Origin of the sequence: Kordia sp., assembly GCF_022447245.1 — a bacterium.
Classification (GTDB): domain Bacteria; phylum Bacteroidota; class Bacteroidia; order Flavobacteriales; family Flavobacteriaceae; genus Kordia.
Genome location: NZ_JAKVBC010000001.1, coordinates 127,354 through 149,423, shown reverse-complemented (window position 1 = coordinate 149,423; position 22,070 = coordinate 127,354). Strand labels below are relative to the sequence as shown.

Below are 22,070 nucleotides of genomic sequence, written 5' to 3'. Positions count from 1 at the left end.
AAACATTAGAAAAAAAAATAAAAAACCGAAAAAGAAAATAGAATATGAAATATTCAAAAATTCCACATACTGACATAGAAGTCAGTAAAATTTGCCTCGGAACCATGACTTGGGGAAATCAAAATACTGAAGCCGAAGGTCATGAGCAAATGGATTATGCACTTGATCAAGGGGTCAACTTTTTTGATACTGCCGAATTGTATCCTGTGCCAGCAACGGCAGAGACCTATGCAGAAACAGAACGCATCATAGGAACATGGTTCAAAAAAACGGGAAACAGAGATAAAGTTGTATTAGCATCAAAAATTGCAGGTCCAGGAGACTATACTGCGCATATTAGAACGAATGGTTTCAAGCCAGAAGCCATCAAAGATGCAGTGGAAAAAAGCTTGCAACGTTTGCAAACAGATTATATAGATTTATATCAATTGCATTGGCCAGAACGAAATGCAAATTTCTTTGGAGTACGTGATTACACACACAATCCAAACGACCCTTGGGAATATAATTTTCATGAAAGTTTAGAAACCTTAGGCGGATTGATTAAAGAAGGGAAAATTCGTCAAGTAGGAATCTCAAACGAAACATCTTGGGGAGCGATGCGTTATTTGGAAGAATCTAAAAAAGGATTGCCAAGAATGGTAACCATCCAAAATGCATATTCATTATTATGTAGAAGTTTTGAAACCAGTTTAGCAGAAGTTTCTATGCGAGAAGGTATTGGTTTATTAGCATATTCTCCATTAGGATTTGGTGTCCTTTCAGGAAAGTATTTAGGCGGGAAAACACCAGAAGGTTCTCGTCTTACATTGTTTCCGCGATTTGCGCGTTACAGTGGAAAAGAAGCTACAGAAGCGACACAGAAATATTTTGAATTGGCGCAAAAACACAATTTAAGTTTGCCGCAAATGGCATTGGCATATATCAATCAGCAACCATTTGTAACTGGAAATATTATTGGAGCTACCAATATGGAACAGCTTAAAGAAAATATAGCAAGTATTGATGTGGAATTATCGCAAGAAGTACTTGATGGAATCAATGAAATTCACAGTAGTATTCCAAATCCAGCACCATAATTTGGGCTTACTCATACTATTGGAATTTTAGATTTCTTTCAAACGTTATTGCGAAAGTTTTGAAAAAACTTGTGGCAATCTGCGTTTAAGAATATAACAGACAATAAAAAAGGGAACGGACATTGCGTTGCGTTCCCTTTTCTGGTTTTTTAGGCAATCTTGCTTTTATGTAAACTAGTAAATATATTTATTTATTGTAGTTCAGATTAAAAAAGATGCGCTACTACATCTTCAATTCTCGAGATTAAAACAATATTAATCTTAGTGTTTTTTAGTGATATTTTGTTGTGCTTTGAAGCAAAAAAGGTTGTGAAGCCTAACTTTTCGGCTTCTAAAATACGTTGATCTATTCTGTTTACAGGACGAATTTCGCCTGCGAGTCCAATTTCCGCTGCAAAACAATTGGTCTTTGAAATTTCTTCATCTTCATTGCTTGAAAGTATAGCGGCAGTTACTGCCAAATCAATCGCAGTGTCGTCAATGCTAATCCCACCTGTAATGTTTAAAAAGACATCTTTTGCGGCTAGTTTAAAACCTGCACGTTTCTCCAGTACAGCCAATAACATGTTTAAACGTTTGGCATTATAACCTGTAGCACTTCGTTGAGGTGTTCCGTACACCGCGGTGCTCACCAAAGCTTGAATTTCGATCATTAGAGGTCGTGCGCCTTCTAAAGTAGCTGCAATAGCTGTTCCGCTAAGTTCATCAGCGTTTTTGGAAATCAAAATTTCGGAAGGATTGTGTACTTCGCGTAAGCCATCGGATAGCATTTCGTAAATTCCTAATTCAGAAGTAGAACCAAAACGATTTTTCAGCGAACGTAAAATTCGATACACGTGGTTTCGATCGCCTTCAAACTGTAAAACCGTATCCACCATATGCTCTAAAATCTTGGGTCCAGCAATATTTCCGTCTTTTGTAATATGACCAATTAAAAATACAGGAATACCGCTTTCTTTGGCAAATTTGATCAATTCTGTTGTACATTCTCTAATTTGTGAAATGCTTCCTGCAGACGATTCTATATAGTCTGAATGTAAGGTTTGAATGGAATCAATTACAACAATATCTGGTTCAACTTCGGCAACTTGCTTAAATATATTTTGGGTTTTTGTTTCGGTCAGCACAAAACAATTGGAATTTTTTTGACTGATACGCTCAGCGCGCATTTTAATTTGCTTCTGACTTTCTTCACCAGAAACATACAAGGTTTTGTAAGGTAATTTTAATGAAATTTGAAGCAATAAAGTACTCTTTCCAATACCAGGTTCGCCACCAAGTAAAATCAAAGAGCCTGGAACAATTCCGCCACCAAGCACTCTGTCCAACTCTTTATCAGATGTTGGTAAACGTTTTTCGGTTGCAGAACTAATTTCATGAATTAACGTAGGTTTTGCAACTCGAGAACTACCTTTTTCTTGTTTTTGCCAATTGGCTTTTACTTCTTTTTGAATTACTTCTTCTACAATAGTATTCCATTGTTTGCACGAAGAACATTGTCCTTGCCATTTAGAGAATTGTGTGCCACAGTTTTGACAGAAAAAGGAAGTTTTTACTTTTGCCATATATTAATTTACCAACCGAAGTCTTGTTTGAGTTTATCAGCTTTGTCGAGCATTAAATCTTTTGTGATGAAATCTATTGCATTCATGCTAAAGCCATTTTGGTACATGCGTAATGCTTTTTTAGGTTTTCCAGTTTTCTCGTAATATTCACCCATAAAAAAGTGAAACAAGCAAGTGTCAGGATATTCTTTTTTGCCTAGCTTAGCAAGTAATTTTAAATCTTCATTATTAATTTTTGATTTGCGAACTGCAGAATAAATTGCCATAAAATCATTTACAGAAACACGTTTTTCAAAACCAAATAGTTCTTTAATCGTATTGTATTTATCTGTTAAATATAAGTATGGAGATGTTTTTAGGTTTACAATAGTCTCTTTGAATTCTTTAACGCTAATTGGGCGATAAATGGTAAATATTTTACTCATTGCTCTAGGAATGGCTTGCACCGCTAGCGAATTATGATTGGCTTCTGTAAAATCATCATAGTAATAAAAAACATTTTCGTTTTTTAATCCGCTTAATGATTCATTTAGTTCTCTGATTCGCTGTGCTGCTTTTTTTGTGTCTTCATCTGCGGTAGCTAAATAATAGAATTTTTTAGTTTCAAACTCTTCTAATCGTGTTGCGATACGACCTTCCATCTTTGGAGCAAAATATGGACTTAAGTTTATATAAGCGTCAAACAAAGGAACTTCTTTGAAGAGGTAGTAATTCGCAAAATTTGCTGTTAAATCATGTCCGACAATCATTTTAAAATTGGCTGTATTGTAATTCTTTTCAATAAAAGGAATTAATTCCATTCCTATAAATTCAAAAAACTTAGCGCCTTTTTCTTCAGGTAAACCGCTGGCGTCTGCGTACATGCAGTCACGCGCACGATCTTCTGTTTTAGGCTGATTCACGCCAACAACAATACATTCTGGCATTTCGTCCCAATAGCTGTAATAGCGAGCATTGGAAACAACGGTTTCAAAAAGATAGTGTGCATCCAAAACCACAATTATTGGATAGACTTTGTCTTCTGAATATCCTTCAGGGATATACAATTGGATGTCACGAGTTTCATTTAATTTTTTAGACTTGATTTTTTCAAGAGAAGTTTGTGCATTGATATTTGTGAAACATACAAACGCAACGAATAACATGAGGTACTTTTTCATGAGGTAGATTGGTTGATTTAGATTAGCAAGTTAAAGATTTTTTTTGCGATTAAAAATAGGTAAGTATAGAAAAGATAATCCGCCCATCACAATAATCATTAACGTTTGCGAAGCCCACATGATCCAACCAAAACCTTCACTAGGTCCGCGCTCTATATAAAATAATGAGAATGCAGCTGCTATTGCTAATGGATACGCGCCCGTTCCACCATTGGTTACAGCAATGCTAAAGCTACCAGCTATAAATGCAATTAAAATGGCACCTACAGGAACTTTTCCTTGCAAGTCAGCTACAGATAGCATTGTTACATAAAACATTAAAATGTACATTGCCCAAATAAACAGCGTGTGGAAAATAAAAGCCCATTTGCGTTTCATTTTTAAAATGCTAGTGGCGCCTTCAAAGACTCCAATAACAAAATTTTTGATTTTATGTGCAATGCCTTTTTTTGCTCTTTTAATAAATATAATTAAAGCAATTGCGCCTGTAATCATTGCTGAAAGTAAAAGAATAACCTTTGTAGGATTTAGCTTTGTCATGAGTAGATTCCAAATAAAATCAAACTGCATAAAAAGCGTTGCAATGATTACTAATAGCATGACAATTAAATCTGCAACTCGTTCTGCTACAATAGTTCCAAATCCTTTTTCAAAAGGAACATCTTCATAATTTGTCAAAGTCAATGCGCGCAAAGCTTCGCCGGAACGAGGAATTCCTAAATTTGCTAAATAAGCTACAAAAACTGCCATGACACTGTTGGGATATTTAGGTTTGTATCCCATGGGTTCTAACATAAACTGCCAGCGATATGCTCTAGATAAGTGGCTTAAAATTCCACAAACTACACCTAAAGCTACCCAAGTATAATCTGCTTTTTTGAAATGTTCAATAAGTTCGTCTAGAGGTGTTTTGGATAAAGAATACCAAACTAAAAAAACTCCCAGAAGAATTGGGAGTAGAATCTTTAGTATTTTTGAGGTCTTTATTTTCAACTATGTAAGTGTGTTATCAGCTTCGTTAGGAAAAACTAAAGAAGGTTTAAATTGTTTCGCTTCTTCAATATCCATCCAGGTATATGTAATTAAAATAAGGACGTCATCTTTTGCTACTCTTCTAGCTGCAGCACCATTTAATGTGATTTCGCCACTACCTCTTGGTCCAGGAATAGCGTACGTTTCAAGGCGTTCTCCATTGTTATTATTTACAATTTGAACTCTTTCTCCTTGTACGATATTTGCGGCATCCATTAGGTCTTCGTCAATGGTAATGCTGCCAATATAATTTAGGTCAGCTCCAGTAACTTTTACTCTGTGTATCTTTGATTTTACTACGTTTACTTGCATAGGGGACAAAGTTAATAATTTTAAAGTTCTTAATTCAATGCTAAGTTGTCTATTAATCGAATGTTTTCAATAAAAGCAGCAATGAATATGCGATACGTTTCGTTTTTTGATTTTCTTTTTACCGTTTTTAGGTTTTTAAGGTTAGCAATTTCAACATATTCTAAGGTTAATAACGGATGTTTGCTAAATTCTTTTTGAACCCATTCTTTTACTTGTCTAGCACTTTTTGTGCCAAACTTTTCCTTGGCTTCTAGAAGTGTTTTGTAGATAAATGCACTTTCTTTTCTTGCTTCTTCAGACAAACGATCATTACGAGAACTCATTGCTAGTCCTGAAGCTTCTCTGAAAATTTTACATCCAACAATGTGTACAGGTAATTTATATTTTGAAACCAGTTTTTTGATAATCATTAACTGTTGAAAATCCTTTTCTCCAAAATAAGCATTGTTTGGTGTGACAATTTCAAAAAGACGTTTTACAATCGTTCCGACACCATCAAAATGTCCTGTTCTAAATTTTCCTTCCATTTCAAATTCAAGTCCGTCAAAACTGAATTTTTCAGCATTTACATCAGAATTGTATATATCTTTCACACTTGGAGCGTACACAAAAATATTTTTTCCTAAAGTTTTTAGCAATGCTACATCGGCTTCTAGTGTGCGAGGATATTTCTCCAAGTCAGTAGCATTGTCAAACTGTGTAGGATTCACAAAAACACTTACAAATACAATATCATTATCAGTCATAGCGTTCCTTACCAACGATAAGTGACCTTTATGTAGTGCGCCCATTGTGGGAACAAAACCAATGGTTTTTCCTTCAGATTTTTGAGTTTCAATAAACGTTTTTAGCGTATTTTGTGTGTAGTATATAGTCATTTGGAAAAAATTAACAGCGTGCAAACTTAATATATTACTGTTAATCTGCATAATTTTTGTAATTTTGCATGTTTTACGCTGAATTATTAAAGGAAAAGTATTTTTATGAATAATAAAAGAGTCTTGTACGTTTCATCTGAAGTAGTACCATATTTGCCAGAAACTGAAATTTCATCAATGTCTTTTGAAGCTCCAAAAATGGTAAATAGCAAAGGTGGACAAATAAGGATATTTATGCCACGTTTTGGAAATATCAATGAAAGAAGACATCAATTACACGAAGTAATTCGTTTATCAGGAATGAACTTGGTAATTAATGATATGGATATGCCGTTAATTATTAAAGTAGCTTCTATCCCAAAAGAAAGAATACAAGTGTACTTTATTGATAATGAAGAGTACTTTAAACGTAAAGCTACATTTACAGATGAAGAAGGGAACTTGTTTCCAGACAATGACGAGCGCGCTATTTTCTTTGCGAAAGGCGTAATTGAAACAGTAAAGAAATTAAATTGGGCTCCAGATATCATTCATGTTCACGGATGGATGGCTTCATTATTGCCTTTATACTTACGTAAATATTACAAAGACGAACCATTGTTTACAGATAGTAAAATTGTTACTTCTGTATACAAACAAGAATTTGATGGAACTTTAGATAAAGAAATGCTAAACAAAATCAAGTTTGACAATATTGGCGATGGTAATGTAGAAATACTTGCTGAGCCAAACTACTCTAACCTTCTAAAAGTTGCTGTGGATCATTCGGATGCCGTAGTAATTGCATCTGAGGAAATTCCTACTGATGTTCAAGAATATCTCACCGGTCTTGAAAAACCAGTTCTTGAATACAAAAACAGTGAAGAGTTTGCCGATGCATACACAGATTTTTACAATACAAAAGTTTTAAATTAAGGTTAACAGATTACACTTATGAACAAATTTAAGAAGACACTAACATGTGGCTTAGTAGTGCTTTTGATGGTACTAGGCTTTGTTGCTTGTGATGATGAGTTTAGTACAGTTGGAGATGAAATTATTGAGAATAATAACTTCACTACAGCTTTGTTTGTAGACTCTCAAGTACGAGCGTATAACAAACGTTTGGGACCAGTACAAGCAAACGGATTACCAGTGTATCAACTTGGAAAAAATGTAGATCCAGTGTACGGAACTACATATTCAAGTCTTACGATACAAGCAAGTTTAGTTTCAGGAACAGAAAACCCTGAATTTGGAGATAAAAGTCAAGAAGAAGAAGATGCGGACTTGACAGATACGGAAGAAATGGAAACGGTTACAGAAGTATGGTTAAATATTCCATATTTCAGCTCGAGTAGTGTTAATGATGAAGGAGAAACGGAAGTAGAAGTAGATTCTTTATATGGAAATATTGAGCAGACTTTCAATCTTAATGTACAAGAACTTACATACTTTTTAAGAGCTTTTGACGAAGAAGGAGATCCACAAGTTTTCTTTTCTAATGAAGATTTTTCGATGCAAGTTGGTGAAACACTCTATCAGAATCCTGACTTTATGATCGATCAAGAACAGGTAGAGATACCAGAAACAGATATCGATGGGGGAATTGTGTTTGACGAAAACGGAAATCCTGTCATTGCACAAACATTATCTCCAAGAATCCGTGTGGAATTAGATAAAGACTTTTTTCAAGAGCGAATTATAGATAACGAAGGAAGTATTGATCTTTCAAACAATAATGTCTTCCGTGCAGGAGATTTATTCAAAGGGTTGCACATAACAGCAGCTAATGCAGAAGCGTTAATGTTGTTAGATATTGAAAATGCAAATATTGAGATTAACTACATTTATCAGAAAGTAAATACACAAGGAAATACTGATCCTTCTGATGATACTGTTGAGTCAGAAAAAGCTTCATTTACGCTCAGCTTATCAACAGCAAATGTTGTGAATACACTTAATACACCTACATTTACACAAAATGTAGAAGCAAATGAAAATAACTTGTTTCTAAAAGGAGGAGAAGGTTCCATGACCGTTATTGAGCTTTTTGGTCCTGATACGGATAATAACGGAGTAGCAGATCAATTAGAAGAAATAAGAGAAAATGGATGGATTATCAATGATGCAAATTTAGTGTTTTATGTAAATACTAATATTCAGGTTGATGGTGCTGAAGATCCACAACGTATCTATTTGTACAACATGAAAGATAATATTCCTTTGGCAGATTATACAGTTGATCAAACTACAAATCCAACGGCACCTTCCTTGTCAAAAGCGGTACACGGTGGAATTTTGGAGTTAGATGATGATGATAAACCATTGCGTTATAAAATCAGGTTAACAGAACATTTGAATAATGTGATACGTAATGATGCAGATAATGTAAAACTTGGATTAGTAGTTACTTCTGATATTCGTATTATTAATAATGGAGAAATTGAAACTGGGACTACAGATGATGATTTTGTGCCTGCTGCTTCAATTACTAATCCATTTGGTACTGTTTTGCATGGAAGTACAACGGCTTCTCCCGAAGACAAAAGGTTAAAGTTAGAAATATTTTACACAATTTCAGAAACCAATTAAACATCAATAACTAAGAAAATTATGTGCGGAATCGTAGGTTATATAGGTCACAGAGAAGCATATCCTGTGGTGCTAAAAGGTTTAAAAAGGCTAGAGTATAGAGGATATGATAGTGCAGGAGTTGCCATATATGATGGTAAAAACATCAAACTATCTAAAACAAAAGGAAAGGTTGCTGATTTAGAAAGTCGTGTGAAAGATGAAATCTCAGTCGATGGATCTTTAGCTATAGGACATACACGTTGGGCTACTCATGGAGAACCAAATGACGTAAACTCGCATCCTCATTATTCAAATTCAGGCGAATTGGTAATTATTCATAATGGGATCATCGAAAACTATGAGCCGTTAAAGCAAGAATTGATTAATAGAGGGTATACATTTCAATCGGATACAGATACTGAAGTATTGGTAAATCTTATTGAGGATGTAAAGAAAAATGAAGATGTAAAACTTGGGAAAGCTGTACAAATTGCTTTAAACCAAGTTGTAGGAGCCTATGCGATTGCCGTATTTGATAAAAATAAACCAGACGAAATTGTAGTAGCACGATTGGGAAGTCCGTTAGTAATTGGTATTGGTGAAGAAGAATTTTTTATCGCTTCTGATGCCACTCCTTTTATTGAATATACAAACAATGCTATTTACCTTGAAGATGAAGAAATGGCAATTGTGCGCAGAGGTAAAAAAGTAAAAGTTCGTAAAATTAAAGATGATTCTTTAGTTGATCCGTACGTTCAAGAATTACAATTAAACTTAGAGCAAATAGAAAAAGGTGGTTACGATCACTTTATGTTGAAAGAAATATACGAGCAACCAAGAGCAATTTTGGATACATTCAGAGGAAGAATGCTATCAAATGAAGGGATCATTCGTATGGCTGGAATTGACGATAATATTGAAAAATTCCTAAATGCTAACAGAATCCTAGTTGTTGCATGTGGAACTTCATGGCACGCAGGATTGGTTGCTGAATATGTATTTGAAAACTTAACAAGAATACCTGTTGAAGTAGAATATGCTTCTGAGTTCAGATATAGAAATCCTATTATTACTGAAAATGATGTAGTAATTGCAATTTCTCAATCAGGAGAAACGGCAGATACTTTAGCAGCAATAAAATTAGCAAAGAGCAAGGGTGCATTTGTATTTGGTGTTTGTAATGTGGTAGGATCTTCAATTTCTAGAGAAACTGATGCTGGAGCATACACACATGCAGGTCCAGAAATTGGGGTAGCTTCTACAAAAGCATTTACAACGCAAATTACAGTATTGACGTTAATAGCTTTAAAATTAGCACAGAAAAAAGGAACCATTTCTACCTCAGAATTCCACTAGTATTTATCTGAAATGGATGCTATTCCTGCAAAAGTTGAAAAAACACTAGAATCAGATAATCACGTAAAAACGATCTCAAATATTTATAAAGATGCTACTAATTTCTTGTACTTAGGAAGAGGTTATAACTTCCCAGTAGCGTTAGAAGGTGCCTTAAAATTAAAAGAGATTTCATATATACATGCAGAAGGATATCCAGCAGCAGAAATGAAACATGGACCTATCGCATTAATTGATGAACAAATGCCAGTTGTGGTTATTGCTACACGTAAAGGACACTACGAAAAAGTAGTAAGTAACATTCAAGAGATAAAATCTAGAAAAGGAAAAATTATTGCAGTAGTCATGCAAGGAGATAAATCGATCAAGAAAATTGCGGACTACGTTATTGAAATTCCTGAAACACTAGAGTTGCTAACTCCCTTATTAACAACAATCCCGCTACAATTATTGTCGTATTATATCGCAGTAATGCGCGATTGTAATGTGGATCAACCAAGAAACTTGGCAAAATCCGTAACAGTAGAATAACTTTAAAATATTAACACTTTTTTTAGGGATATCCTAAAAAAGCGTATATTGTTCTCGTAATAACTAAACCAAAAAGACTTATGAGAGCATATCTATCAATTTTAGCTATGTTGGTTTGTGCAGGTCTATTTGCACAAACCAATGTTAGTGGAAAAGTTGTTGATGGCAATAACATGCCAATCCCAGGTGTAAACATCGTAGTAGTAGGATCTTCTACTGGAACTAGTACTGATTTTGATGGAAAATTCAAACTATCGGTAAATCAAGACCCACCTTTTAAAATTACAGCTAGTAGTATCGGATTTGATTCTGCTACTGTAGAAATTACCAAAGACAATGAAGACGTTACTATTGTTCTAAAAGAAGGAACAGAGTTAGATGAAATCGTTCTTTCTGCCTCGAGAACACCAGAAAGAATCCGAGAATCTCCAGTAACGGTTGAGCGTATGGATGCTAGAGCTATTAAGAATGCATCTTCTCCAAATTATTATGATGCCTTAGAAAACTTAAAAGGTGTTGATATTAATACGAATAGTTTAACTTTTAAATCTGTTAACACAAGAGGTTTTGCCACCTTTGCCAATACACGATTTATGCAGTTGGTAGATGGAATGGATAATTCTTCACCAGCCTTAAACTTTGCCTTAGGAAACTTATTAGGAATGTCTGAATTAGATGTAGCGACGGTAGAATTATTACCTGGAGCTTCCTCAGCACTATATGGAGCAAATGCGTTTAACGGTATCATGTTTATGCGTAGTAAAGATCCTTTCAAAGAGCAAGGAATTAGCTTTTATGCAAAAACAGGAATGACTTCATCAGACAATGCAGGAGATAATAATTTTGTTGACTTTGGATTTAGAGCAGCACATGCATTTAGTGATAAAGTTGCAATTAAAGCTTCTTTCTCTTTCTTAAACGGAACAGAATGGTTTGCTACTGATTATACAAACTTCGATGCAGCTTCTGGTGATGCAATTGCTGGAGATAGAGTATCTGATCCAAACTATGACGGATTGAATATTTACGGAGATGAAGTTTCAACTACTTTAAATTTTGATACTTTAGCAGGGGTTCCAGCGGGAACTTTTGGTTCTGCAGCAGTTTCAAGAACTGGTTACGAGGAACGCGATTTAATGGATTATGATGCAGAAAGCGTAAAAGCAGATTTAGCAATGCATTACAAGCCTTGGGCAAATGACTTTACAGTGATTTGGAATTCAAAAATTGGTCGTGGTAACACAATCTACCAAGGAGCAAATAGATATTCTATCAAAAACTTCTTCATGCAACAACACAAATTAGAAGTTCGTAATGATAACTTCTTTGTTCGTGGATATGTTACTGCTGAAAAGGCAAACGATTCATACGATACACGTTTTGCAGCAATCAATGTAAACAGAAGATGGAAATCAGATCAACAATGGTTTACAGAATATGCAACAGGATATTTAGGAGCTATCACAGGAGCGATTCCTGGAGTTACACCAGGTGATCCAACAGTAGCACACGCTTTTGCAAGGGGCTTGGCAGATACAGGTCGTTTAGTGCCGGGCTCAACAGGATTTAGAAATGCTTTAGATGCGGTAACTGCTGATGGAGATTTATTAACTGGAGCAAGATTTATAGACAATACAAAATTATATCATGTTGATGTAAATTATAATTTTTCACATTTAGTTGATGTTGCTGACATTCAAGTTGGTGGGTCATATCGTGAATATGTATTGGATTCTCAAGGAACGATCTTTACAGATACTGATGGACCAATTCGATATGATGAATACGGTGCGTATGTGCAAGTACAGAAAAAGTTTTTGGAAGATAAGATGAAGTTTACAGGTTCTATCCGTTATGATAAAGCACAAAACTTTGATGGAAATGTTTCCCCAAGATTATCATTGGTATATTCTCCAGATGAAGCTAAAAAACATAACTTTAGAGCTTCATTCCAAACAGGTTTCCGTAACCCAAGTACGCAGGATCAATATATTGGTTTAGATGTTGGAAATGCAATCTTAGTAGGTTCGGCTCCTGATAACTTGAATCGTTACACGAGTAGACCAATTACAAATAACTTCCCAGCAGGATTAGAAGCACTAGGCTTACCGAGAACAGTAACACTTTCTGGAAGTGATGCATATAACAACTCATTTACACTATCATCATTTCAGGAATTTGGAGCAAGTTCAGCAGCAGGAGCACCTAACCCAGCATTATTACAAAGAGCTAATATTGATTTTGTAAAGCCAGAGCAAGTATCTGCATTTGAAGTTGGATATCGTGGAATTGTGTATGATAATATCTCTGTAGATGTAAGTGCATACTATAACTCATACAAAGATTTCATTGCAAACAGAACCGTAATTGTTCCAAACTATGGTAATGTAGACTTTTCAGATATCACAGACTTAACTCCAGTAGGTGGAGCGCCAACACCAAACGCATTAATTGCAGCAGCCAATGGTGACTTTACACCTTTCCAATTGTATTCTAATTCAAATGCTGATATCAGTTCTTATGGTGTTGCAATTGGAGCGAATACTAAAGTATTTGGAGATTATGACTTTGGAATCAACTATACGTATGCAAAACTTGACTTTGATAGAGCAAGCGATCCAGATTTTGAAACAAACTTTAACACGCCAGAACACAAGGTAAAAGCTTCTTTTGGAAACAGAAACCTTTTTGATAATTTTGGATTTAACATTAATTGGAGATGGAATGATTCTTTCCTTTGGGAATCAAGTTTTGCAGATGGAACAGTATCAGCACGTTCATTAGTTGATTTGCAAGTAAATTACCGTTACAAGAAATCAACATTCAAACTTGGAGCAGCTAACATTTTAGGATACGAATATGTAAGTGCGCCAGGAGTTGGTACTATTGGATCACAATACTTTATTTCTTGGGTTATCAATCAATAAGAAAATTAAAATATATTGTATGGAAAAGGCTGCCAATTGGCAGCCTTTTTTTTTGAACAATACAGCTTGAAAGCTTGTTTGTATGTTGTTTAAAATAGGTAATTAGCATACGTTAGATGGGCACTGACATATTGTAATGAATGATTCTTTAATAAAGCAATGAGGCTTTACTAATGCTGATGGGCACTCATAAATATTTGTGATACCTGTTCCTCCAACTAATTCGCTGTTATCAAAATTTGAAATTGACTTCTTGTTAAGGCTTAATGATTTTAAATCTCTTTTTTTCATAATTTAAATTGTATAGTTAATTCTTAAAGTGAACATTTAAAGACACTCACAGTTGTGTCTATTCTTCGCGAAAAAATATTTTTGAATAGTAGTAATTCGCTTTGCGCGAACATTCTTTTTATCTTTTTGGTTGAAAATTTTGAGAGAATTATAGTATGTGCTCCAAAGTAGAAACGATAAAAACTGCCTGCTTTTTGATAAGAATAAATAGCTTGTGAATACTTATTTGAAAGTAAGTATTTGGTATAAACAAATGTGTTTTTAGTTTTAAAACAGTTATCTCTCATAACTTATAGTTCCAAAAAATGGAATTTGTTACCCAGTATTTTTGTACTTTCTTTAAAAAAACACACCTAAAAAGTGTATTGTGCAGATTGTGAGTGGTTTAACAGTGAAGAAATCATAAAAAAAAAGCGAACCGAAGTTCGCTTAAGTATAGTTTGGCTAATGCATTAGCAAATTTGCCATCTGCTACAGCCAGGTCCTTTGCTGAAACAACTGTCATCATAAGTACACCAAGCATTATTTGAAGGTCCACAATTAGCAGTGTTGATTCCTCCAATATTCTTCTCTTTGGTTAAATCTGAAATTGATTTCTTGTTTAATTTTAATGAATTTAGCTTTCTTTTTTTCATACTATAAAATTTAAAAGGTAATGTAACGAGTGAACATTTTGAGACACTCACTTTTTATGTCTATTCTTCGCGAAAGAATATTGTAAAAAGATAATAATCGGTTTTAATGTTATCTTTTGAGTTTTGGTTAAAAATTGAAAGGAAAACAGTGACTGCTTCCATTTCATAGTTCCAAAAAAATGGAATTTATTACCCTAAGATTTCTATTTTTTTATGATAAAAATCGTATTATGTTGATATTGAAGTTGTTATAAATTTTAAAATTAAGTTCTGCTTCTTCTTTTGACCATGATGAAAATTAAAAGTATAACCACAAATATGGTCAACCCGATGCTCCAGATTGTATAATTAGCTGTAGCAAAAGGAATTGGGGCAGTATTTCCTAAAATATAAAAGCTTCCCCAGTAAAAAGGCATTGCACTAAAGGTGTCTGATGTTTCTAAAAAATCGATTTTAGCACTTTGCAGCGCTTTGTGTTTTGGCATGCCTTCTTTTAGATTTTTATAGAACTGACGCATAATTTCTGGAGTAGTTTTATCTGAAATTTCCCAGCTGCTTAATAATAAACTTTTGGTTCCGGCGTATTGAAATGCATTTCCTAAACTTTGAATTCCCTCAGCTCGGCTTACTTGACCATTTCCTGTATTGCAAGCACTCAAAACCACCAAATCTGCTGGAATATGCATAGAATACAATTCGTGACTAAAAAGTTGGTCATCATCTTTGGGACTTCCTTTTGAAAAATAAATTTTCAAATTCTCTGGATTATTATTGTCAATATCGCCATGTAAGGCTAAATGTAACACTCTAGAAGTATTTGCGTACTTCTTAAAGTTCATTTCATTAGCGATATTGCCATAAAAATAAGTTCCATCTAAAATCGTTGAAATTTCCTTAATCTCTTTACGTGTTCCTGGTAAATCAATTTGTGAATTTCTTAAATCTGCCAAGCGAATGGTATTGCTCTGTGCTAAAATGGTATCTGTACTAGTAAATGAAAACGCCACACATTCGTTTGCGAAATTAGAAGTTTGCATAGGTTCACTTTCATTAAAAAGTAAACTTGCCGAATTTGCATAACTAATGGCGTAATCGTGCAACAAATACGCAGGCTTTTCTTTGTTTTCATTTTTCCCTGTTAAAAGTAAATCAAACTGTAAATGCCAAAGAGATTCATCAGGAATAATAATTAGTTCGTCGCCTATAAAATATTTTTTAAGCGGCGCAATTACTTCTGAATACAAATTTTCGGCAGTTACTTCATAAGTAGCTTGATCTTTTGAGATAATGCTTGTATTCATAAGTGAAATAAGCTTAGCCAAATCTGCATCAACATCAATTTTTTCTACATGGAATGTTTCTTTTGAGATGATAAAAGCATATAGAGCATTCTTTGTGCTAAAAAACTCTATCAGTGTAGTGCTGGCGTTTAATTTTCCTTGTAATTTGGAAATAGTAATAACCGTATTTCCGTATTTCAACTTATAATAATTTGGCATTGCAGCTTCGATGCTATTTTCAAGTGAATCTTTTTGCTTGGAAGCGTCAAAAAATGCACCTTGTAATGCATATAATTTTACAGTGTCTACTTCTTTTTGTGACGTTTCTGTTAGGATTTGAGATCGCAACATGTCAAGTTTTCTATTGATGGATTTTTCCAACGTTAAAATCTCCTTATGAAGATTGGTCTTTCGTTTTGCTTCGGCATTACTCAACAATTCGCGCAATACATACGCTTTGCTTTTTTCGGAAGCATAAAATGAATTCTCTAGAGTTTTATTCGTGGGTTCAATTTCTTCAAGTAAAAGCGCTGCCTCAATTTTTTTAGCAAATACAGTTTTTACAATTTCAGAAAATTGAATTTTATCTTGGCGATTCTGTCGCGACTCTCTGGCTAATTCAATAAACGAAACCGCTTCATTAAAAAAAATAATACTTTGTCTTAAATACGCAACATTGTTTGTATTTAAAAATTGGAGAAATAAAATGTCGCCTTTGGTTTTTAGCGATTCCAATAGCAATTCGCTATTCACATAATTGGTATTCGAAAAGCGATTGTCATTTGTTGTGTTGATTAGCTTATTGTATGTGAGTGCTTTTTCATTAGCAATGAATGCATTCTCAAAATCATTCAAAAGAGCTTTTGTTTTTGCAATGTCATTGTAGGTGCGAATGGTGTTCACATTTTGCAAACCGTGAATCCTACGACGAATTTCTAATGACTTTTCAGCATTTATCAAAGCATCCTTATAATTCTCAACTTTAAAGTAAATATTGTATATATATTCATATAAAAAACCAGCAATCACATAATTGACTTCCTTAGCATTTAAGCAAATAGAAAGCGCTTTTTCAAGATCTGGAATTCCTCTTTCATCACCATAAATGGTACCTAACATGCTATACGGATAATGCATTTTCGGATGGTCTGCACCATAAAACTTTGTGCCCAATTCAATCGTTTTGTAAGTATATGCAAACGCTTTGTCCTTGATACCCAAATTCATGTAGATATCTGCAATATTGAAATTAATACGAACTTGCTCATCATGATTGTCAAGGCCATGATTTTGAATGCTGATACTGAGCGCTTTGTGGTAGTATTCTAAACTCTCATTAAATCGCTTATTTGTGGCATATATAAGTCCGAGGTTATTGTATACTTTCCCGTAATATGGATTGTTTTTTGGATAGACTTTCTGTGCTAATGCTAATGTTTTTTCAAAAAGGGCAAGTGTCTTATTAATTTGACCTAAGTCGTAACACAAATGTCCTTGGGTTTCATAAATATCAGCATATAAAATAGTACGCTCCACTGATGTTTCAAGGTCTATGGATAAAGCGGTCTCTAGTTTTTTAGAAGCGAGCTTCAATTTTCTATCGCGATGCAAGGCAAGTCCAACGTAAAAATGCGAACGTGCTAAGGAAAGTTTATCATCTTTAAAGTATTTTTTGCGAATTTCTAGAGCTTCGTTACTATTTTTAAGTGCAATTTTAGAGTCTCCAAATATGCCGAATAAGACAGAAAGATTCTCCAAAGCAGTCGCTTCTTGCAGTTTGCCAGTTTCTTTGTTTTTGCCGCTATATTCCAATGCTTTTTTTGCATAGTCAAGTGCTTGTCGTAATTTGGCTTGATGTGTATATGTTTTTGCGAGCCCATTATAAGCAGCGGCAATTTCTATAGCATTATTGGATGCAGTTGCCGTAATGAGTATTTTTTGAAAAATCTTAGAGGCTTGATCGTATTTTCCATAAAATAAAAGCTCTTTTCCTTGATTTAATTGTGTTTGTGTTGTTGAGTTTTTTTGAGCATGTAGTTTTAAGGGCATTCCTAGTAGCAGAAATGCACAAAAAAGATAAAAACTGTTCTTCATGAGTTTATTTGAGTTTAATTTCTTGGTTTTCTTTGGTGGGGATGTGTATAAACAAAGCGGCTTTTTCGAGTTTGTTTTTTTCTAAATAAATCAATCCTTTGTACCATTGAGAAATTCTAGGTGTATAGGCACTCAAGCTGTCCAATGTTTGTAATGCAACTGATGTTTTTTGAAGTTTGTGATATGACAGCGCACGTACAACTAAAATGTCTTTGTAATGTGAAGAAGTATTTGAATATTTTTGGAGTGAAGCTATGGCTTGTGAATACTCTTTATTTTTATATAACTGTAAAGCTTTCGCTAAATTCACTTTTGTGCTATCTACAGTGCCATTTCGTACCGTAAAATCTAGACCGACATCTTTCTTCCATGCTTTAGTAGCAATCGCTTTATAATCAATGGTGTTAGTATCAGTACTAAAAAACCAAAAAATAGAAATCAAAATCATGAATATGGCAGCGATACTTGCCACGATTCGTAGCTTAAAAATAGGATTCGTAGCTTTTGACTTATTCTCTTGTGAAATTTTATAAGCTTTATGAGCATTTGCAATGGTGGACTTTACTAATTGTGTTTCTTCGCTTTCCAATAGCTGTTTGTAAGCTTCAACTCTTGCATGAGATGTATTATTGGCAAAACTCCAATACGTTTCACCAAGCGCAGCCAACATTTGCTCTTCAAGTTGTACTTGCGCTTTAAAAACAGCATTGGATTCCAACCGTTTCAAAAAAGCAGTTTTTTGCGCATCGGTCAGTGTACCTTTTAAATATTGCTCAATTAATATATTGTCTTCCATCATATATCTTTTAAATCATCATACCTATGGTCTTTCTTTATAAGCTCAATCAATCGCTTTTTGCACTTAAAAATACGTTGTCTTACCACATTTTCAGAATTATAGCCCATTTTTTGCATAATTGTCACGTAAGGTGTTCTTTTAAAAAACAGTGAAAGTAAGTTTCCGCAATTCTCAGACAACAATGCTAGTTTTTCAGAAAACAACTCATAACGTTCTTGTTCTACAATGGCAAAAGCCGAATCTTCAACATCACTTATATTTTCAAGCGTATCCAAATGATGTGTTTTCAATTTAGACGAATTTAACTCGCGTCGCCACAAATTTCGACAAACAGTAAAAAAATAGTTCTCAAAAGAAGTTTTAATGGCAAAAGGCTCCTTTCTGTATCGAACAATCACTTGTAGCAATGCTTTTTGAAAAATATCTTCAGCATCACTCACGCGGCCATTATTACTTACAATAAAACGAGACACTTTCGGAAATACCTTTTGGTAAAACACAAGGATATCTTCTTCCTTTCCCTTAGAAAGAGTACTTAAAAAATCATTTTGTGTTGATGTCATACAAACAATAACGCTATTAAATAAGATTACTTTTTGATAGGGTAACAAGTATTGAAAAGGGGAACTTTATTGTTATTTTATCGGCATCAGGATTTCAAATCCTAAAATTTGGGTGTAATATTAAATAAATTTAGAAAATTATCACCACAAAAAGGTGAAATAAATATAGTTTTTTTGTGATTACTACGATTCCAGGGACACGAAAACAAAGACCTCAAAAAGTTTTTTTTGTAAATCTTAAAAATCATTGCAAAACACTACTAATTTTAATTAATAAAAATATATCTTTGCACGGCGAAAAACGGTCATGTTTTAGCATAAAATATGAAATTCGTTTTTCGATATTTAATAACCTAAACATTAAACACTTAAGTAATGTCAAAAGTTACAGGTAAAGTTGCACAAATTATAGGTCCTGTTGTTGATGTAGAATTCAGCGCTGGGAACGAACTTCCAAGAATTTATGATTCTTTAGAAATAGCAAAAGAAGATGGTACAAAATTAGTATTAGAAGTACAGTCACATGTTGGAGAAAACACAGTACGTACTATTTCTATGGATTCAACAGATGGTCTAAGTAGAGGTACAGATGTATTAACCACTGGTGACTCAATAAAAATGCCTATTGGCGACGATGTATACGGTCGATTATTTAACGTTATCGGAGATGCTATCGATGGATTAGGAGAATTGCCAAAAGACGGTTCAAACGGATTATCTATCCACAGAGAAGCACCAAAATTTGAAGACTTATCAACTTCTACAGAAGTATTATTTACAGGTATTAAAGTAATTGATTTGATTCAGCCTTATGCAAAAGGAGGTAAAATTGGATTATTCGGAGGTGCCGGAGTAGGTAAAACAGTACTAATTCAGGAGTTGATCAACAATATTGCAAAAGGTCACGGTGGACTTTCAGTATTCGCAGGAGTAGGAGAAAGAACTCGTGAAGGAAATGACCTTTTACGTGAGATGTTAGAATCTGGAATTATCAAGTATGGTGATGACTTCATGCATTCTATGGAAGAAGGTGGATGGGATTTATCTAAAGTAGATAAAAAAGCCATGAAAGAATCGAAAGCAACATTCGTTTTCGGTCAGATGAATGAGCCTCCTGGAGCACGTGCACGTGTAGCTTTATCAGGATTAACAATTGCAGAATATTTCCGTGATGGAGCAGGAGACGGACAAGGAAAAGATGTACTTTTCTTCGTAGATAATATCTTCCGTTTTACACAAGCAGGTTCTGAGGTTTCAGCACTTTTAGGACGTATGCCATCAGCGGTAGGATACCAACCTACATTAGCAACAGAAATGGGAGCGATGCAGGAACGTATTACATCTACTAAAAAGGGATCTATTACATCTGTACAGGCGGTTTATGTACCTGCGGATGACCTTACCGATCCAGCACCAGCAACAACGTTTGCTCACTTAGATGCAACAACAGTATTGTCTCGTAAAATTGCCGAGCTTGGTATTTATCCAGCGGTAGATCCATTAGATTCTACATCAAGAATTTTGACAGCAGATATCTTAGGTGATGAGCACTACAACTGTGCACAAAGAGTAAAAGAGCTATTGCAACGTTATAAAGAATTACAAGACATTATTGCCATCTTAGGTATGGAAGAATTATCTGAAGAAGATAAAATGGCGGTAGGACGTGCACGTCGTGTACAACGTTTCTTATCTCAGCCTTTCCACGTAGCAGAGCAATTTACAGGAATTCCGGGAGTATTAGTAGATATAAAGGATACGATCAAAGGATTCAACATGATTATGGATGGAGAATTAGATCATTTACCAGAAGCTGCTTTTAACTTAAAAGGAACGATTGAAGACGCTATTGAAGCAGGAGAAAAAATGCTTGCAGAAGCTTAATTTAGTACAGGGAATTGAGTTGTGAATAGCGAGAAAACTATCAACTCATAACTCAATACTCATAACTCAATACTAGAAGAATATGTATTTAGAAATTGTTACACCAGAAGCGATGTTATTTAGTGGAGAAGTTACTTCGGTAGCAGTTCCAGGAATCAATGGTGAGTTTCAAATGTTAAACCATCACGCACCAATTGTATCATTACTAGGTGCAGGAAGTGTGAAAATTCAAGGAGATATCACTCTAGATGAAGATATCGCTGACAAGTTTACACAAAATGGTAAAGAAACAATCTTAGCGATTAATTCTGGTACTATTGAAATGAAAGATAATAAAGTCATTGTATTAGCAGACTAATACTAATTATAGCTATTACATTTTATAATCATATATAAAAGCATCAAACAAAACTGTTTGATGCTTTTTTTTTAATCAAAAATCATAATGTTTTTTACATTTGGATTGATTTTTGACATTGCCTAAAAATATGACTCAATCTGTAGTCAAGTCAAACATAAAACCAATAATAGTATGAAATTAGTTGTCAAAAAAAAGTTTATGTCATTTTACTGAGTGCAGTAACATTATCTCAAAATGCTGGAATATACTCTATGTTTCACAATGATATTTCAAAGCAGCCCATATTACAATAAAACATGAGGAAGGAATATAGATTTTCTGTACAAGGCACGCCTTACTATGATGAAAACTTTAACTATGCAACGATTATTCCGATAAATAGAATATTGATGGTGCGTTACAATGTAGCCTTAGACATCATGGAAGTGATTAAAAAAAGAGATACACTTTTTATGAACAAGAAAAACAAAAACTATATTGTAAAGCTAAATAAAGGAAATGTTGTTTATAAAATCCTAGAACATGTAGAGAGTGCTAGTAAAGATAAATTAGGATATTATGTGCAGTTGACTACTGGGGAAAAAAGTAAAACTATACAGAAAAGATAGAAGGAAATTTGTAGAAATAAAGCGAACAAGTTACGGTAAAATCGAAGAGAATATTGCAAAATATAAAGAACAAAAAAGTGAGTTTTGCATAGAATATGGAAATAATGGAACTGCGGTAAAATTGCCAAGAAAGAAAAAGACAGTTACCAAATTATTTGC

Annotated in this window: 16 protein-coding genes and 1 pseudogene; 8 read left to right on the top strand and 9 right to left on the bottom strand. The window is 34.2% G+C overall.

Annotation, left to right across the window (positions count from 1 at the left end):
- Positions 1 to 44: 44 nt before the first annotated feature.
- The gene (locus tag MK119_RS00770; protein WP_290669574.1) at positions 45 to 1,079 is read left to right on the top strand and encodes an NADP(H)-dependent aldo-keto reductase; all 1,035 of its coding nucleotides are present in this window, start codon (positions 45 to 47) and stop codon (positions 1,077 to 1,079) included.
- A 206-nt stretch (positions 1,080 to 1,285) separates the two neighbouring features.
- On the opposite strand, the gene radA is transcribed toward MK119_RS00770, so the two are convergent.
- Genes radA through panC form a run of 5 tightly spaced genes read right to left on the bottom strand, consistent with a single transcriptional unit; the run spans position 1,286 to position 6,026 of the window.
- Positions 1,286 to 2,644, bottom strand: a complete 1,359-nt coding sequence (gene radA / locus MK119_RS00765; RefSeq protein ID WP_290669570.1) for a DNA repair protein RadA — start codon at positions 2,642 to 2,644, stop codon at positions 1,286 to 1,288.
- Positions 2,645 to 2,652: 8 nt separating this feature from the next.
- A complete protein-coding gene (locus tag MK119_RS00760; protein WP_290669566.1) occupies positions 2,653 to 3,804 on the bottom strand; it encodes an alpha/beta hydrolase-fold protein in 1,152 nt (383 codons plus the stop codon).
- Between the two features lie 30 nt (positions 3,805 to 3,834).
- The gene (locus tag MK119_RS00755; RefSeq protein WP_366512749.1) at positions 3,835 to 4,797 is read right to left on the bottom strand and encodes a lysylphosphatidylglycerol synthase transmembrane domain-containing protein; all 963 of its coding nucleotides are present in this window, start codon (positions 4,795 to 4,797) and stop codon (positions 3,835 to 3,837) included.
- On the bottom strand, positions 4,798 to 5,148 hold the full coding sequence (panD, locus tag MK119_RS00750) for an aspartate 1-decarboxylase (protein WP_290669563.1): 351 nt from the start codon (positions 5,146 to 5,148) through the stop codon (positions 4,798 to 4,800).
- Between the two features lie 29 nt (positions 5,149 to 5,177).
- Positions 5,178 to 6,026, bottom strand: a complete 849-nt coding sequence (gene panC / locus MK119_RS00745; RefSeq protein WP_290669560.1) for a pantoate--beta-alanine ligase — start codon at positions 6,024 to 6,026, stop codon at positions 5,178 to 5,180.
- Positions 6,027 to 6,131: 105 nt separating this feature from the next.
- Here panC and MK119_RS00740 point away from each other — a divergent pair, with 105 nt between their 5' ends.
- The 4 genes and pseudogenes from MK119_RS00740 (at position 6,132) to MK119_RS00725 (ending at position 13,396) form a co-directional block, all read left to right on the top strand.
- Complete coding sequence (locus MK119_RS00740; protein ID WP_290669557.1) at positions 6,132 to 6,941, top strand: glycogen/starch synthase; 810 nt, start codon at positions 6,132 to 6,134, stop codon at positions 6,939 to 6,941.
- 18 nt (positions 6,942 to 6,959) lie between these two features.
- Positions 6,960 to 8,600 (top strand): DUF4270 domain-containing protein, encoded by a 1,641-nt coding sequence (locus MK119_RS00735; RefSeq protein WP_290669555.1) that lies wholly within the window; start codon positions 6,960 to 6,962, stop codon positions 8,598 to 8,600.
- Positions 8,601 to 8,621: 21 nt separating this feature from the next.
- Positions 8,622 to 10,469, top strand: a pseudogene (glmS, locus tag MK119_RS00730) (glutamine--fructose-6-phosphate transaminase (isomerizing)).
- Positions 10,470 to 10,549: 80 nt separating this feature from the next.
- Positions 10,550 to 13,396 (top strand): TonB-dependent receptor, encoded by a 2,847-nt coding sequence (locus MK119_RS00725; RefSeq protein WP_290669552.1) that lies wholly within the window; start codon positions 10,550 to 10,552, stop codon positions 13,394 to 13,396.
- Between the two features lie 743 nt (positions 13,397 to 14,139).
- Here MK119_RS00725 and MK119_RS00720 read toward each other — a convergent pair.
- The 4 genes from MK119_RS00720 to MK119_RS00705 all read right to left on the bottom strand — a co-directional run bounded on the left by MK119_RS00720 (position 14,140) and on the right by MK119_RS00705 (position 19,058).
- Entirely contained in the window at positions 14,140 to 14,322 is a 183-nt protein-coding gene (locus tag MK119_RS00720) for a hypothetical protein (protein ID WP_290669549.1), read from the bottom strand.
- A gap of 263 nt (positions 14,323 to 14,585) precedes the next feature.
- Positions 14,586 to 17,696 (bottom strand): CHAT domain-containing tetratricopeptide repeat protein, encoded by a 3,111-nt coding sequence (locus MK119_RS00715; protein WP_290669546.1) that lies wholly within the window; start codon positions 17,694 to 17,696, stop codon positions 14,586 to 14,588.
- Between the two features lie 4 nt (positions 17,697 to 17,700).
- Positions 17,701 to 18,495, bottom strand: coding sequence for a hypothetical protein (locus MK119_RS00710; RefSeq protein ID WP_290669543.1), 795 nt, complete (start codon positions 18,493 to 18,495; stop codon positions 17,701 to 17,703).
- Positions 18,492 to 19,058, bottom strand: a complete 567-nt coding sequence (locus MK119_RS00705) for a sigma-70 family RNA polymerase sigma factor (RefSeq protein WP_290669538.1) — start codon at positions 19,056 to 19,058, stop codon at positions 18,492 to 18,494. Before MK119_RS00705 ends, MK119_RS00710 begins: the two co-directional genes overlap by 4 nt.
- Before the next feature lie 375 nt (positions 19,059 to 19,433).
- Between MK119_RS00705 and atpD the strand changes: the two genes are divergently transcribed.
- From atpD to MK119_RS00690, 3 genes are all read left to right on the top strand, one after another.
- Complete coding sequence (gene atpD, locus MK119_RS00700; protein WP_290669535.1) at positions 19,434 to 20,942, top strand: F0F1 ATP synthase subunit beta; 1,509 nt, start codon at positions 19,434 to 19,436, stop codon at positions 20,940 to 20,942.
- An 82-nt stretch (positions 20,943 to 21,024) separates the two neighbouring features.
- Positions 21,025 to 21,300, top strand: a complete 276-nt coding sequence (locus MK119_RS00695) for a F0F1 ATP synthase subunit epsilon (protein ID WP_290669532.1) — start codon at positions 21,025 to 21,027, stop codon at positions 21,298 to 21,300.
- A 299-nt stretch (positions 21,301 to 21,599) separates the two neighbouring features.
- Positions 21,600 to 21,911: a hypothetical protein gene (locus MK119_RS00690; RefSeq protein WP_290669529.1), complete on the top strand. Its 312-nt coding sequence runs from the start codon at positions 21,600 to 21,602 to the stop codon at positions 21,909 to 21,911.
- Positions 21,912 to 22,070: the final 159 nt, after the last annotated feature.